Annotated in this window: 11 protein-coding genes; 5 read left to right on the plus strand and 6 right to left on the minus strand. The window is 56.9% G+C overall.

All coding sequences use genetic code 11. The annotated features are described in order from the left end of the window. Positions 1–9: 9 nt before the first annotated feature. Positions 10–3174, plus strand: a complete 3165-nt coding sequence (locus L6D89_RS10135) for a CusA/CzcA family heavy metal efflux RND transporter (protein ID WP_236199568.1) — start codon at positions 10–12, stop codon at positions 3172–3174. A gap of 568 nt (positions 3175–3742) precedes the next feature. Here the strand turns inward: L6D89_RS10135 and L6D89_RS10140 are convergent. After that, positions 3743–5083: a heavy metal sensor histidine kinase gene (locus L6D89_RS10140; RefSeq protein ID WP_236199649.1), complete on the minus strand. Its 1341-nt coding sequence runs from the start codon at positions 5081–5083 to the stop codon at positions 3743–3745. Positions 5084–5118: 35 nt separating this feature from the next. Next, positions 5119–5793 (minus strand): heavy metal response regulator transcription factor, encoded by a 675-nt coding sequence (locus tag L6D89_RS10145; protein WP_236199569.1) that lies wholly within the window; start codon positions 5791–5793, stop codon positions 5119–5121. Between the two features lie 368 nt (positions 5794–6161). Between L6D89_RS10145 and L6D89_RS10150 the strand changes: the two genes are divergently transcribed. Beyond that, positions 6162–7484: an OprD family porin gene (locus tag L6D89_RS10150; RefSeq protein ID WP_236199570.1), complete on the plus strand. Its 1323-nt coding sequence runs from the start codon at positions 6162–6164 to the stop codon at positions 7482–7484. Positions 7485–7765: 281 nt separating this feature from the next. Here the strand turns inward: L6D89_RS10150 and L6D89_RS10155 are convergent, their stop codons facing one another. From L6D89_RS10155 to L6D89_RS10165, 3 genes are all read right to left on the minus strand, one after another. Next, on the minus strand, positions 7766–10228 hold the full coding sequence (locus L6D89_RS10155) for a heavy metal translocating P-type ATPase (RefSeq protein WP_236199571.1): 2463 nt from the start codon (positions 10226–10228) through the stop codon (positions 7766–7768). 374 nt (positions 10229–10602) lie between these two features. Continuing rightward, on the minus strand, positions 10603–11922 hold the full coding sequence (locus tag L6D89_RS10160) for an OprO/OprP family phosphate-selective porin (RefSeq protein WP_236199572.1): 1320 nt from the start codon (positions 11920–11922) through the stop codon (positions 10603–10605). Between the two features lie 220 nt (positions 11923–12142). Beyond that, a complete protein-coding gene (locus L6D89_RS10165; RefSeq protein ID WP_236199573.1) occupies positions 12143–13048 on the minus strand; it encodes a LysR family transcriptional regulator in 906 nt (301 codons plus the stop codon). 276 nt (positions 13049–13324) lie between these two features. Between L6D89_RS10165 and L6D89_RS10170 the strand changes: the two genes are divergently transcribed. Then, the gene (locus L6D89_RS10170) at positions 13325–13618 is read left to right on the plus strand and encodes an MFS transporter (protein ID WP_236199574.1); all 294 of its coding nucleotides are present in this window, start codon (positions 13325–13327) and stop codon (positions 13616–13618) included. A gap of 18 nt (positions 13619–13636) precedes the next feature. Further along, positions 13637–13807: a hypothetical protein gene (locus L6D89_RS10175; protein ID WP_236199575.1), complete on the plus strand. Its 171-nt coding sequence runs from the start codon at positions 13637–13639 to the stop codon at positions 13805–13807. Positions 13808–13856: 49 nt separating this feature from the next. Here the strand turns inward: L6D89_RS10175 and L6D89_RS10180 are convergent, their stop codons facing one another. After that, positions 13857–14453: a CGNR zinc finger domain-containing protein gene (locus L6D89_RS10180; RefSeq protein WP_236199576.1), complete on the minus strand. Its 597-nt coding sequence runs from the start codon at positions 14451–14453 to the stop codon at positions 13857–13859. A 388-nt stretch (positions 14454–14841) separates the two neighbouring features. Between L6D89_RS10180 and L6D89_RS10185 the strand changes: the two genes are divergently transcribed. Beyond that, a complete protein-coding gene (locus tag L6D89_RS10185) occupies positions 14842–15453 on the plus strand; it encodes a biotin transporter BioY (RefSeq protein WP_236199577.1) in 612 nt (203 codons plus the stop codon). Positions 15454–15537: the final 84 nt, after the last annotated feature.

A 15537-nucleotide genomic window follows, 5' to 3' on the forward strand; every position in this document is an offset into this window, starting at 1 on the left:
GGCGCAGACATGTTCGAACGCATTATTCGATTCGCCATTGAGCAGCGTTATTTGGTGCTGCTTGCCGTTCTCGGCATGGCCGGCTTGGGGGTCGCGAGTTACCAGAAGCTACCCATCGACGCCTCGCCGGATATCACCAACGTTCAGGTACAGATCAATACCTCAGCGCCCGGATTCTCACCCCTGGAAACTGAACAGCGAGTTACCTATCCGGTTGAGACGGCGATGGCCGGCCTGCCTGATTTGCAACAGACCCGCTCGATCTCCAGATCGGGCCTATCGCAGGTAACGGTGATCTTTAAGGACGGCACCGACCTATTCTTCGCACGCCAGTTGGTCAACGAACGCCTACAGCAGGCCCGTGAGCAGTTGCCCGAAGGCGTTGAGTCGGCCATGGGGCCGATCTCTACGGGCCTCGGGGAGATATTCTTGTGGACCATTGAGGCCGAGCAGGGCGCGCGCAAGGAGGACGGCAGTGAGTACACGCCGACCGACCTGCGGGTGATCCAGGACTGGGTGGTCAAACCGCAGCTGCGCAACGTGCCTGGTGTCGCCGAGGTCAATACCATCGGTGGCTTTGCCAAGCAATTCCAAGTGGCGCCCGACACCCGCCGCCTTGCGGCCTACGGTCTGACACTGACTGATCTGATCACAGCTCTGGAGCGCAACAACGCTAACGTTGGCGCCGGTTACATCGAGCGTAGTGGCGAGCAGCTGTTGGTGCGCGCACCTGGCCAAGTAAAGGACCTGGATGATATCGCCAATATAGTGGTCGCTAACGTCGACGGCACGCCCATACGCATGCGTGATATCGCTGAAGTAGACCTGGGGAAGGAATTGCGTACTGGCGCCGCTACTGAAAATGGTCGCGAGGTGGTGCTCGGTACAGTGTTCATGTTGATTGGTGAGAACAGCCGTACTGTCGCTCAAGCGGCGGCTCAGAAGTTAGAAGAAATCAACCGTACGCTGCCACAAGGAGTGAAAGCAGTTACGGTCTACGACCGTACAAAGCTGGTGGACAAAGCCATTGCAACGGTCAAGAAGAACCTCATCGAAGGCGCAATTCTAGTTATCGCGGTGCTTTTCTTGTTTCTTGGGAACATCCGTGCGGCACTCATCACAGCCATGGTAATCCCGTTGGCGATGCTGTTTACCTTTACCGGTATGTTTAGCAACCGTATCAGCGCAAATCTGATGAGCCTCGGCGCACTGGACTTCGGCATCATCGTCGACGGCGCGGTGGTGATAGTCGAGAATGCCATCCGCCGGCTGGCCCATGCGCAGCAGCACCACGGCCGCATGCTGACACGCAGCGAGCGCCTGCATGAGGTGTTTGCTGCGTCAAAGGAAGCGCGCCGCGCGCTGATTTACGGCCAACTGATCATCATGGTGGTGTATCTGCCGATCTTCGCCCTCACTGGCGTCGAGGGGAAAATGTTCCACCCCATGGCATTCACCGTAGTGTTGGCGCTACTGGGTGCAATGATCCTTTCGGTCACCTTCGTACCTGCTGCTATTGCGCTCTTCATAACCGGCAAGGTGAAGGAAGACGAAAACCTGCTGATGCGTAGCGCACGTCGGGCATACGAGCCGGTACTCGACTGGGTGATGGCGCGTCGGACTCTGGTATTTGCTCTCGCGGGATTACTGGTAGTGCTCTCGGGGTTGCTTGCCAGCCGCATGGGCAGCGAATTCGTGCCAAGCCTGGGGGAAGGCGACTTCGCCCTGCAGTCTCTGCGCACACCAGGGACTAGCCTGTCGCAGTCTGTGGCCATGCAAGAAAGTTTGGAGCGGCAGGTTCTGGCCAGAGTGCCTGAGGTCGAACGCATGTTCAGTCGAACGGGGACTGCGGAAATCGCCTCCGATCCGATGCCGCCTAACATTTCTGACGCTTACGTTATGCTCAAGCCAAAGGACCAGTGGCCTGATCCGAAGAAGAGCCGTGCCGAGCTAGAGGCGGAAATCCAAGAAGCCGCCAACAGTGTGCCGGGCAGCGCCTACGAACTGTCTCAGCCAATCCAGCTGCGCTTCAACGAGCTGATTTCCGGAGTTCGTAGCGACGTTGCGGTGAAGGTGTTCGGTGATGACATGGCGGTGCTGAATAAAACAGCGGAGCAGATTGCCGGCGTGTTGCGTAAGGTCCAGGGGGCATCAGAAGTTAAGGTCGAGCAGACCAGCGGCCTACCAGTGCTTACTGTGAACATTGATCGCCAGCGTGCCGCGCGTTATGGCCTGAATGTTGGGGACATCCAAGATACTGTCGCAGTGGCCATCGGTGGTCGCGAAGCCGGAACTCTGTTCGAGGGCGATCGCCGCTTCGACATGATTGTGCGCCTGCCAGAGCGCCTGCGCAGTGACATTGACGCACTATCTCGCATGCTTATTCCGGTCCCTGCAACGGGTACGGCGTCGCGTATTGGCTTCATCACCCTGGGAGAAGTTGCGCGTCTCGAACTTGTGCAGGGGCCCAACCAGATCAGCCGCGAAAACGGCAAGCGACTTGTTATCGTGAGCGCTAACGTCCGTGGCCGCGATATTGGCTCCTTCGTCGTCGAGGCGAGCCAGATTTTGGAGCAACAAATTAAGCTTCAGGCTGGCTACTGGACTACATGGGGCGGTCAATTCGAGCAACTGCAGTCAGCGGCTCAGCGTCTGCAAATCGTAGTGCCTGTGGCGTTGCTCTTGGTGTTCACTCTGTTGATGATGATGTTCAACAACGTCCGCGATGGCCTGCTGGTCTTCACTGGTATTCCATTCGCACTGACGGGCGGCGTAGTGGCTTTGTGGCTGCGCGACATTCCGTTATCGATCTCCGCGGGTGTTGGCTTTATCGCACTTTCGGGTGTGGCGGTGCTCAACGGCCTGGTGATGATTTCCTTCATCCGCAGTCTTCGTGAGGAGGGTCGTAGTCTTGACGTGGCAATTCGTGAAGGTGCGCTGACGCGCTTGCGCCCGGTTCTAATGACGGCGCTTGTGGCCTCGCTGGGCTTTGTGCCGATGGCTCTAGCGACCGGTACAGGGGCAGAAGTCCAACGACCGCTGGCTACGGTAGTGATAGGCGGCATCCTGTCTTCCACCACACTGACCTTGCTCGTATTGCCGGCACTGTATCGCTGGATGCACCGCAAGGACGAGGATGCGGAAGCGATGGAGGCATCGCCTGCCGTCCATTGATCCTCGCGGTTAGAATTGAAGGCGGCCTCTTAAGTGGTCGCCTTTTTTTATGGGCTGTTTATGAGCGCTTGAAGCGCAGGTACTTGAAGGATGCCCACTTCACCTGCGATACGAGGATGGGAGTTCGAAGGCAAAAAAAAGCGCCCGGGAGGGCGCTGCAGAGGGTTTCTCTTCCCCCAAGGAAGCTTGGAGCACTAGGAAGAAAAACGGATAGGGAAATCAGCCACCGGCTAAGGGACGGTGACAATCTCTGTTATACCTCCCGTCGTTTAACGAGGTGGTGAGTAAGGGGTGACAATTTTGACAGCTTCGCCACCTGGTCTCTTCGAGCACTCATCAGGTAGTTGCGGAGCCAAATCCTTCGGCCCTAGCGCAGTTCTTTGTCTCTGCTCTCATAGCAGATCGTCGAATGATTGGCTCTAGGGCATGGTGGATGAGGCAGGCAACATCCTTTTAGCCTGGGGCCAAAAGGATGGAGCGCAGCTACCGTTGCGGGGATATAGAGGTCCGAAGAGAGCCTGCGCTCTGCCGAGATTATTTGGCTTCGCGGGCTAGAGAGGGGGAGTGCTCAGCGATGGGCGGGAAAGTCAAGATGGAACGTAGTGACCCGATCTGGAGCTACCTCGACATCAGTGGTGCCTTGGTGAAGGCTCATGATAGAGCGCACGATGGCAAGTCCCAGCCCTGTCCCTCCCTCACTGCGAGCCCGGCTCTTATCGACGCGGTAAAAACGCTCGAACAAATGCGGCAGGTGTTCAACGGGGATGCCTTTTCCTGGATTGCTGACACTCAAACGTATGCAGGCACCGTGTGGCTCGATGGCTATGGCTACCGCCGAGCCCGGAGGGCAGTAGCGGATGGCATTGGACAGAAGGTTAGAGATAGCCCTCTGGATCATCAGGCGATTGCCGTGGATGCTTGCCTCGCCCTTGATCTGCAACGCCACACCAGCCTCTTCAGCTGAAAGGCTGAAAAGATCGCTTACGCGTTCGACTTCGTCACGAAGGTTCACGAGCTCGAAATGTACTAGTTCCAGAGGATGGCTGACGTGGGCGAGAAAGAGCATATCGGCGACGATGCGCGTTAAGCGGTCGAGTTCTTCGGTGCAGCATTCGAGCACGTCACGATATTCCTCTGGGGAGCGTGTTCGTGTCAGTGCCACTTGTGCCTTACCCATCAGGTTAGTGATGGGGGCTCGCAGCTCGTGCGCGAGATCATCGGAGAACTGTGATAACTGCTGAACGCCGTCGTCCAGGCGATTGAGCATGACGTTGATGCCCTCCGCGAGGTTGCCCAGCTCCGCCGGTAGCCGCTCGGTAGGTAGGCGATGATCCAGATTTTCAGTTGAGACCTTCGAGGCTACGCGGAGGAAGCTGTTTAGTGGCTTGAGTCCTTGTCTGACTGTCCACCAGGCGAGCAGCAGGATCAAAAGTAAGACGGATGGGTAGGCTACTAGCGCTGTGCGAGAAATCGAGTTGAGCAGCTCCCGGTCGGAGGTCCTATCTATCGTCAGGTACACCACTACCGGGCTGCCGTCTTTGATGCTGAGCGCTTGTGCGACGCTCAGCATCGGGCGGCCACCTTCGTCGCGCCACTCGTGAAAGTTCAGGTCACTTCCTAGCTTTAGAGAAGGAGGATTGAAGGCTACCTTCATGGTGCCGATGGTCAGTAACGGCTTTGTCCGATCTGATGGGGTATAGATATTGAGGAACATGTTGGTGTGTCCCAGAGCGAGATCCATCAGGATGTGCGGCTCGGTGCGGATTTCACCAATCTCGCTCATTTGTGAAACGCTGTGGGCGACACTGACCATCTTCGCTCCCAGCGTGGTTTTCACCGAGCGCTCCAGCCCTTGAGCAAGAAGGAAATAACAGACGACTGCCAACGCTGCGACTAGGATGGCCGTCATCAGGCCGACGTTAACGCCCAGCCTTGTGGCCAAGCTCACGTACGGTCCTCGAGCACATAGCCGACACCACGAATCGTATGTATCAGCTTCGTGTCGAACGGATCATCAATCTTTGCCCGCAGCCGTCGTATGGAAACGTCGATGACGTTGGTGTCGCAATCGAAATTCATATCCCACACCAGCGAAATGATCTGTGTGCGGCTTAGCACCTCTCCGGCACGGCTCATCAATAGCTGCAGAAGCGCGAACTCCTTGGTGGTCAGGTCAATACGGTGATCGCCCCGGAAAGCACGGTGACGGCCCGGATCCAGCTCAAGGTCCGCAACTCTTAGCGTCGGAGTTTCGGTCAGGGTATCGCCGCGTCGCATCAGAGCACGCACCCTGGCCAGAAGCTCAGGAAACTCGAAAGGCTTGGTCAGGTAGTCGTCGGCGCCGGCATCGAGCCCCTTTATCCGATCATTCAGCCGGCTCCGCCCCGTTAGCATGAGAATCCGGACACGACTGGTCTTACGAATGAACTCCAGCACGCCCCAGCCATCGATGCTGGGAATGTTTACGTCGAGCAAGATCAGTTCGTAGTTGTTATGGCCGAATAGATGCAGAGCATCGACGCCGTTCGCGGCGCGATCAACGATAAATCCACTTTCCGTGAGACCCTGTTTGATATAGGACGCAGTTTTTTCTTCATCTTCAACTACAAGTATCCGCATGAGCGACACTCTGAAACGTTAAGGCGGGGGTACGGCAGGCGCGTCATGTCCGTGCGGCTACCGGCGCACCGGGTACTGCGGATTGGCGCCAAGCCCATGAGTTGGTCGTTGGCGGATTCTAGCGTGTAAGAAACTTGCTTCGATAAATCCTACAAATTTGTAATTTTCTCATCACCTGAGTGATAACCAATGCATCTCCGATAGAAGCATTTATCACAATTTAATTCTTTCAAAATTGTAATCAACCGCTAATCCTACGGTTAGACATGGACAGTAAGCATAGGTCGCTAACACCAGCACGCATTCTCTGAATAAAAAGCAGTGGTGTTGATAGACCAACAAGAACTGCCATTGACCATGGAGCAATCATGTCCCGTATCCCATCCCTATCTCTTGTGGCCCTCTCCGCGCTCACTTGTATCAGCCCAGTGGTTGTAGCAGCAGAAGCTGAAGAAGGCTTTGTCGAGGGAAGCAAGCTTTCGATCCTGAACCGAAACATGTACTTCAACCGTGACAACCGCAACGGCGAGACCGCGCCGGGCGGAGCCGGATATTCGGAAACCTGGGCCCACGCCATCATCGGCAAATTCGAGTCGGGCTACACACAGGGCACCGTTGGTGTAGGCGTGGACGCATTCGCGATGATCGCCCTAAAACTAGATACCGGCGACGGCCGCAACGGCGGCCGCAGCTCCTTCGACATGATGCCGGTGGACAGTGAAGGCAAGGCTCGCGATGAGTTCACCAAGGTCGGCGGCGCAGTTAAGGCCCGCGCCTTTGACACTGAAGTCAAGGTGGGTGACGTCTTCCCTGCGACCCCCGTTGTGGCGTTCGGTGATTCACGCCTGCTGCCCGAATCCTTCCGAGGTGTGACCCTGAGCAATACCAGCCTCGAGGGCCTGACCCTGCAGGGTGGTCGTCTGCACTCAATGAGCCAGCCGACATCCAGCAACATGCGTGACCAGTTCGCCACCTTCTATGCAGGTCCGGTGGATTCGCCCTGGGTAGCCTACGGCGGTGGTGATTACGCGATCAATAAGAACGTCAGCGTGAGCCTTTACACCAGCCGTCTGAAGGATGCCTGGAACCAGCATTACTTCGGTGCCTACCTGGCCTATCCGCTGGCGGAAGAGCTGATGCTGATCGGCGACTTCAACTACTACAAGGCCGTCGACGAGGGCAAGAAGCTGCTCGGCGAGTTCAACAACAACATCTGGGCAGGCAAGGTCGGTCTGCAGTTTGGCGCGCATACCGTTTCCGTTTCTCACCAGCAGAACAACGGCAACGACGATTTCGACTACCTGCGCCAGTCGGACTCGATCTTCCTGGATAACTCCATCCAGTACAGCGACTTCAACTCGCCCAAGGAGAAGTCCTGGATGGTGCGTTACGACCTAGACATGGAGCGTTACGGCGTGCCCGGCCTGACCTTCATGACCCGTTACGGTCGCGGCAGCGATATCGACTACTCCAACGCCAACAGCGTTTATATGCGCCGCGATGCCGACGGTAATCCGTTGACCAACCAGAAGCGCTGGGAGCGGGATGTCGAAGCCAAGTACGTTGTGCAGTCTGGACAATTTAAAGACTTGTCCTTCCGGCTGCGCCAAGCAACGACGCGCGCTACCCAATTCGAGTCAGATCTGGATGAAACCCGTCTGATTGTGGAGTACCCACTTTCGGTTCTTTGATCAGTGGTGCAGCGGAAGGAAAGATTACAAATTCTTAATGTTCCAATCATCTTCGTGTCAGGGCTTGTGCGTTATGTTTCCTGCGCAACTTCAATCCCTGATTGATTTTGTCGGCATTGTTATCCCCGGTTGAAAAGCCGGTTTTTACCCTAGAGTTCACCTTTGAAGCTTAATTGCTCCTTTGGAAGAGGTGAATTTATTAGGCGCCCTGAGCGGGCGCCTTTTTTTATGCCTGATGATTTACCGGACTTATGACAAAAACCAATCCAATGTACCGGGAATTAGGTGCGCGGGATCAGCTCTGCTGATTTTTCACGGTAAGCCAGTAAACGCAGCGCATTGAAAACGACCAGGAGCGTGGAGCCTTCATGGACTGCAACGGCCGCACCAATGCCCAGTCCGAAAATGGTGGCAGGCACGAGCAGGGCGACTATTCCCAAGCTAACGAATACATTCTGACGAATCACGGAGCGGGTGTGTCGACTTAGCCCAACGGCAAAGGATAGATGCCGTAGATCGTCTGCCATGAGTGCCACGTCCGCAGTTTCCAGCGCCACGTCCGAGCCAGCTGCTCCCATGGCGATCCCCACAGTGGCATTCGCCATGGCAGGAGCGTCGTTAACACCGTCACCAACCATTGCCACTTGAGCCTGTTTTTTTAGCTTGCGAATGGCCTCAACCTTGTCTTCAGGCATCAGATTCCCCCATGCCTCATTCAGGCCTACATCCTTTGCGATCGCCTGGGCTACGTTCTGGTGATCTCCGGAGATCATGATCATCCGTTCAATTCCGAGCTGCCGGAGTTGCTGAAGCGCCTCTTTTGCTCCTGCTCGGGGAGTGTCCAGCAGGCCGATAGCACCCAAATCACGGTCGCCATGCCTGACGACCATAGTCGTCCGACCTTTTTCCCGAAGCTGATCAATGGCAATGCGGGCGCCACCGCCCAGTGCTGGTACTTCGTCGGCGCCGAACATTTCTGCCTTGCCGATCCATACGGTCTCCTCGTCAAGTCTGGCGCTGACACCGCGTCCGATCAGATTCTCCAGATCACTTGCTACTGGTATGGGGTGATCACCCAAGCGTTGTTTCCCGTCCCGGGCGATGGCTGCTGCCAGCGGGTGATCGCTTAGCGACTCTACTGCCACTGCAACAGCGAGTAGTTCAGCTTCACTGGTATCGCCCAAGGGCAATATATCGGTGATACGTGGTTGCCCTTCGGTCAGAGTACCGGTCTTGTCGAATGCGATGGCAGTCAGTGAGCCCAACTCTTCCAGTGGAGCTCCACCTTTGACCAAAACGCCCCCACGGGCGGCACGAGCAATTCCCGAAAGTACTGCGCTGGGCGTAGCAATTGCCAGTGCGCACGGACTGGCAGCCACTAGTACCGCCATGGCTCGGTAGAAGCTTTCGCGGAAGGGCTCATCGATGAATACCCAGGCGAAGAGCAACAGGAATACCAGCGCCAGAATTGCGGGCACGAAGATGCGCTCGAATTTGTCGGTGAAGCGTTGGGTGGCTGACTTTCGGGTCTCCGCTTCGCTCACCATCTTCACCACTCGGGCCAGCGCTGAATCGGTGGACCGACGGGTGACCTCGACCTCCAGTCCGCCTGCGCCATTGATGGTGCCGGCGAATACCTTAGAAACAGCGCCAACGCTATCGGGCCTCACCCGTGCGAGTGCTGGGTCGGCAACGGCGAGCTTATCTACCGGTATGCTTTCGCCGGTCACCGGAGCCTGGTTGATCGAAGAGTTGCCGCGCACGATGAAGCCATCGGCAGGCAGTCGTTCGTTTGGCCGAACCAGCACGATATCGCCAACTAGTAATTGCTCGACAGAGATTTCCTGAACTTGCTCGCCGCGGCGCACTGTGGCCGTTTCGGGAGCTAACTGAGCGAGCGCCTCAATCGCACGCTTGGCGCGCCCCATTGCGTAGTGCTCGAGGGCGTGGCCGAGGCTGAAGAGAAATAGCAACAGTGCACCTTCGGCCCAGGAGCCTAATGCAGCTGCCCCTGCAGCGGCGACCAGCATCAACGTGTCGATTTCAAAACGCTTCAACCTCAGGTTGTCTATCGCTTCACGCAGGGTAAAAAAGCCGCCGAAGATATAGGCCACAATGAAGCAGGTGGTAGATAGCCAGGCGGGCCCGGCCACAAATTGTTCCGCTCCCGCGCCTATCCCCAGGAGGGCACCACAGGTGAGCGCGAACATCAGCTCGGTATTCGAGCCCAGGATTCCTGCATGATCATGCTGCTCTCCGGCACCATGATCATCCTGCTTAGAGTGGCTTCCGTCTTCGCCACTCAAGCGCACGCCCAGCCCATCTAGAGCGGCGAGGATCACTGCTTCGCTTGTTTTCTTGCTATCGAAGTCAACGTGCAATTGGCCAGCAGGGCTCGCCTCAGCCTCTAGGACCCCAGGCATAGCGCGCAGTGTGTTGGCGATTGTCCGGGCGCGGCGAGCATGGGTGATGCCGGTCATCTGCCATAATCGATGTCCGAACCGTTCGCCGATTCGGATACCCGTTGCATCGACGATCTCGCGTAGCCGAGAAAGAGGCAGGACGTCAGGATCGAAGTGCACACACAGTTGAGCTTCGAGCTCATCGCTTGTGCTGCGAACATGCACTTCGCTGATCCCTTCGCGGCCTTTGAGCTCCTCAATTAGTCGTTTAACGACACCATCCTGAATGTCGGTAATTTGCGGGAGCAAGACGGGTATATCCAGGCGTAGTTTTTCGGTCATGGTCGTTGGGCCTTGAGTTGAAAAATACGAATCGTGCCAAATAGACGATGACTGCCTCTGGCTTGAGATGTCAGCAAGGCCAGCCAGGAATTCGAGGCTTAGCTGCGTAAGAAGCACTAGCGAGTATGGCTAGCTCCTCTTTCGGGGATGACAGGACGAACGTTCATGATCGCCTCACTGAGGTTTTTGCAGACGGTCAGGTGGAGTCTATCGAGCCCCGCGACAGAACACCCTTTCGAGTTCGTCAGATTTCGGTCATGCCAGCGTCAATTGTCGAATCACAGAACACGCTCCTGGTGAGGATTGAGCATTGCGCTCCTATCGCGAAAACGGTACGGGGCACCGAAGTGCCCCGATTGCCTGCAGGCGGAAGGTCAGAAAACGTACTGCATACGCATCACGATGCCATCGCCCGTGTCGTCGCCATTGGCGTTGGTCACATTGTTAGTACGCGCCTTAATGTAGTTGGCACTGACCTTTACTGCTTCGTTGGCATACCAGTTCAGCCCCAGTGTGTGTGTCCTGCCGTCGGCGTCTCCGACCTGACGGGTAGCGGTACTGGAGGTGATGTTGTCATCCTCGACGGTAATCGAGTCATAGCGGTAGAAAACCTCCCACGCACCAATCTGCTTGTTGACCGGCTTGATGGTGTCGAATTTGGCACCGTCGAGTTTATAAATGCGCGGCTCTCCCGTAAGAGTGTATGCGACCTGCGCGTAGTAACCGGAGGCGTCGACATCACTCTGAGCAGCGTCAGCCTTCAATTGGCGGCGCAGATACTCGCCCTGAATAGAGAGTGCGTCGAGCGCCCAAGCTCCTTCCACGCCCCAGACAGAGTCGTCCTTCCAGAGACCTTCGGTTGCTGTCATACCACCGAACAAGCCGCGATTGCCATTGGAGCCCGCACTATTGCCACCGTTGGTTTCCACGCCGCGCATGCCCATTCTGGAACGAATTCGTGTGTCCACGGCGCTATCCTTCAGGTCGCGATAGGCATACTGCAGCCCCACATGCAGTACATTTCCCGCCTCACTCAAGGGAGCGAACACACCACGGAGGTTAAAGCGCTTCACGCTGTCGCCGTCGGTGTCGTTGTTGTTTTCGCTGAACACGCTGCCCGACAAATACGCCATATTGGCAACCGTGCTGCTCGCCTGAACACCCATTCCAGAGTTGTCATTCACCCACTCGGCGAGGTCGTAGCTCAGGTTTCGCTCGAGCGCCGTCACCCATTTGGAGCTGGTGGCCTTTTCCAGGCCAAAGTCGGTGTAGAAGCGACCGAACTTCAGGTTCACCGGCGCAAAGCCCGTGTAAGCGATGCTGGCTTCATCAAAGTAGCCTGCACTGTCGTTACCAGTATTGTGAGAGAAGTCGTAGTTGATCTGGTACTTCCAATCCTTGTAGGCAGTGCCACCGAACTCGATAAAGGCACGACGCAGATAAGCAGCGTCGGCAGTGTTGCCATTGCGGGTGTAGTAGTCGTCAAAGCGCGCGTAGTCTGCCTGTAGGCGGCCGCCAAGCTTGAAGCTGAACTCTTTGTCGGTAGTGGCAACTTCAAGTCCTCCCTTGGTCTTGATGACCAGGTCCGCACCATCTGTAGTAACGGTTCCGGCGTGAGCGTACAGAGTTGCTGAGCTCAACAGCAGGCTCAGGGTAACGCGGTTGTGCCATTGAGCTTTGGGTTGACCGAACATGAACTTCTCCTCGTTGCACGATGTAGTGGTTGGCGAGGCGAAGGTCGGTCAGGTCAATGACACTTCTGTGCGACATTCGTGGCGAATTTATTACGCTGTAGGTGAGGGCGAGCAAGGCCCTATGAATCGCGGCATTCAGAAAAATATGCCCATGAACGGATTGTTTCGGATCGATGAAGGAGGTGTGGCAGATTGTTTTTTGGAAGGCAGGAAGCCGCGCTCATGCCAATGCTGAAAACCACGCGCTGCGTTTTTCAAACGCTTGCTGGATGACAGACACCAACGCTGTGACATCCGCTTCCTGGGCAACCAACGGCGAAACCGCCATCCAGGCAGTGCGCTCCATCGGTTGGGTAAATAAATCGGATAGCGGTCTCAAGCTCTTATCCAGACAGGCTGCATACGATGGGAGCAGGCCAATGCCACCAGCGCTCCTGACCAGCTCATGCACCCAGCTTTGCGTATGCACCTGTGCCACGGCCTTTCCACGCTGGGACAGCAGTCGGTTCCAGGGGGCGAAGGCAGCAACGGTCTTGTTCACCGAGTGCTGTACCAACAAGAAGTCCGCGAGTTCGTGCGCCGATGCCGGGATTTTGGCCCCCGCATATCGAGATGCGACGTGCGCCATGTAGCCAATGCGCCCCAGCAATTGCGGGCGAGTCAATGCGAAGCCTGGATTTGGGCGAGGGCTGTCGATATCGGAGAGCCACACCGTCACGTCTGCTGGAGTCTCGGGCAGCCCTTGCTGGGGGACGATCAGCAGATGTATACCGGCATCCTTGCGGGCCCAGGCAATGACCTCTCTGGCAAGTATGTCGTCGAGCAGATCCGGCTGCACCGCGAGACGCAATTGCCTTCGTTGCGGACTTGAAACCTGCTCCATCACGTCGCCGAAAATGAGGGTCAACTTCGCTTGCAGTGCTTGGCCGGCCGCGGTCAGCCGCAACGATCGATCCTCGAAGACAAACAAGCGATCGCCGAGGACGGTTTCGAGCTTCTTCAACTTCTTCCGCATGGGCACGATGTGTTTATTCAGAATGCGTGCAGCTTGCCGAAAGCATCCACATCGGGCACTGGTAAGAAAAATCAAAGCTAATTCGCGATCCACAAGGTCGTGCTGAAACATTGCTTATAAGGGGCTCGAAGAATTCATTCCGACAGCGGGAATGGCAGGGCTTAAGGATTCTTGAGCCTAACGAGCTGCGCCTGACGGGACGGTCGCAGGCACATTACTTATTTGTCATGGTAATGACTAAGATCAACCGATTCATAATTGGTATATCGCTATGGATTAATTTGTAGGGAAAATTCGGTAAAGGAACATTAGCGGTCCCTTCTCTGAGCTTTGCGATAAGCCACCCCGACTCAAAGCGGGCACCACCAGTCAAATCGCCGTCCGACCTTGGCAGGCAAGACCCTAGCAACGGGACACCTGCTGGCGACGGCCACGCTGTTGGTTGCCGCATTCGTACCCGACGGGGCGGCGCTTCAGCTTCCCATCGGCCGGGTTGCCGACCGCACTTCATACAGGGTTTCGCAGTTGCTGTGCGGGTTGGTAATGGTCGGCGGAGTGCTGCTAATCGCTCTGTGCCTGCCAAATCCGTGGCTTGCTGTACTGGCCACGTTCGCCTGGGACAGTGCCATCGGCGAAATGAACACCCGGGAAGTGATCGAAGCTGGCGAGCGAGTCGGCTAACAGCAACGGTCGACGGCCATGACCGCCATCGCGTTGTTCTACATCGTGGACGGCATCGCGGGCCCGATCGTCACGGGCGCTGCCATTGGTGCGATGGGTGAACAGGGCGTGGTCGCGTCGGTGGGGACGGCGGGGCTGCTGTTCGTGATCGCCCTGGCGCTGTATCCCGGATCTTCGCACCGGCAGTGAACTGGGGAGCAGGGTGTGGCGACCAGTTCTCGGTCCTCGTGCGCAGCGATCAGTCGACGTCCTCGGGCTGTTGCTGGCGTTGACGGTACCGCGCAGTGGCGTGGCGAGCACCGCAGTTGGTGGAGCACCAGTGCCGATCCCCTCGACGCGAGCGGTCGACGAAGATGACCGGGCAGATGTGGCTGGCGCACTCCCTGATGCGCTCGGCGTATTCACCGGAGAACAGTTCGATGGCATCTCGCGCCAACATCGACAGGACCTGTGCCTGCGAAATGCTTTCCGGCACTCGACGAGAACGGCCGTCCGCCGCCAGTTGCGCAACCGGTATCGGGTGTTCTGCGTACTGATTGATAGCCCGTACGTCGGTGGGCAGTGCATCCATTCCTTTTACGCGCGCCTGTGCCAGGCCATAGATCGCTCTGCGCAAGTCGCGCATTTGCTCCAGGTCGTTGGCGCTGAGTGCCTCGGTAACCGTCGGATAACCGATCTGCTGCAGCCAATCGTTCCACACCTCTGCCGTCATGATCCGGTCATAACGACGGCGGGTCCATTCGCCGAAGGTTTCCACCAGGAAGAGCGCTGGCGTACCACTGCGAAAATTGAAACGCAGATCCCGCTCGCTCAGGGTCGTACTTTCTTCCGTCATTGCAGATAGCGCCTCGCAGGTTTTCGGAGGGTGTGGTGCGGTAAGTGGCTGCATCATTATGTAATGGGTAAATCCCATGACTTTGCATTATATCATCGAAGGAGATGTTATTGGTTTGATGCATGACATTTCTGGTGTGGATAGCCACGCTGTGTTAGCCGTGACCCATGACACAGTCGTTCTTATCTGGCTTCTATTCGACAGCCAGCCTTCGCAATCGTCGATATTGCGCCACTCTAGACTCGTTTTTCTACGCATGAAATTGAAAGGAATAAAAACGACTACTGATATATCAATAGATCAAATCAATCTTTGCTCTCACGGCTCAGCTGGGTAGGATCGAGTTCAGTTAGTGTATTGACCAATAACTGATTTGAAGAGTTCGCTGATGGACGATTCCGTACTTCCTAACCACCGGCATCCTGCCAAGCCCCGCCGTCCGCTGCTGCCACGAGACTTGGCGCTGATCGCGTTGTTCGCCGCCTTGATCGCTGTGCTCGGCCTGTTCGGCGTCCTGCCGTTGGGGCCCGTGGCAATAACCGCGCAAACCCTCGGCGTGATGCTCGCCGGCACGCTGCTGGGGCCGCGGCGAGCGGTGCTGGCCGTGCTCTGCTTCCAGGCATTGACGCTGGCCGGACTGCCTTTGCTCTCAGGAGGTCGTGGTGGTCTGGCGCCCCTGTTCGGGCCTTCCGCCGGATTTCTGCTGGGCTGGCTGCCAGGGGTGGCGGTGATTGCCTGGATAGCGCCCCACGATGGGCGCCATTACTCGCTCGGCCGTGCCCTGTTGGCGAACTTCGTCGGTGGCATCCTGGTGATCTATGCCGCCGGATTGCCGGTTGCAGCCTGGCGGCTTGGCAGTGGTCTGGGCGCATCCGTACTGGCCGCCGTGGAGTTTCTGCCGGGCGACCTGCTCAAGGTGGTGCTGGCTTCCCTGATCGGTCGCTCGCTGTTCCGCGCCCTCCCCATTCCGCCCGCCGGTGTTCGACGCGGCGAGTCCTGAGATACCCCTTTCCTACGCAATCGAATACCGAGGTTCCCAGCGGTGATTTCCATTCGAAACCTGAGCCACAGCTTCGGCGACTGG

The organism is Pseudomonas pseudonitroreducens (assembly GCF_021603645.1).
GTDB classification, from domain to species: Bacteria; Pseudomonadota; Gammaproteobacteria; order Pseudomonadales; family Pseudomonadaceae; genus Pseudomonas; species Pseudomonas pseudonitroreducens.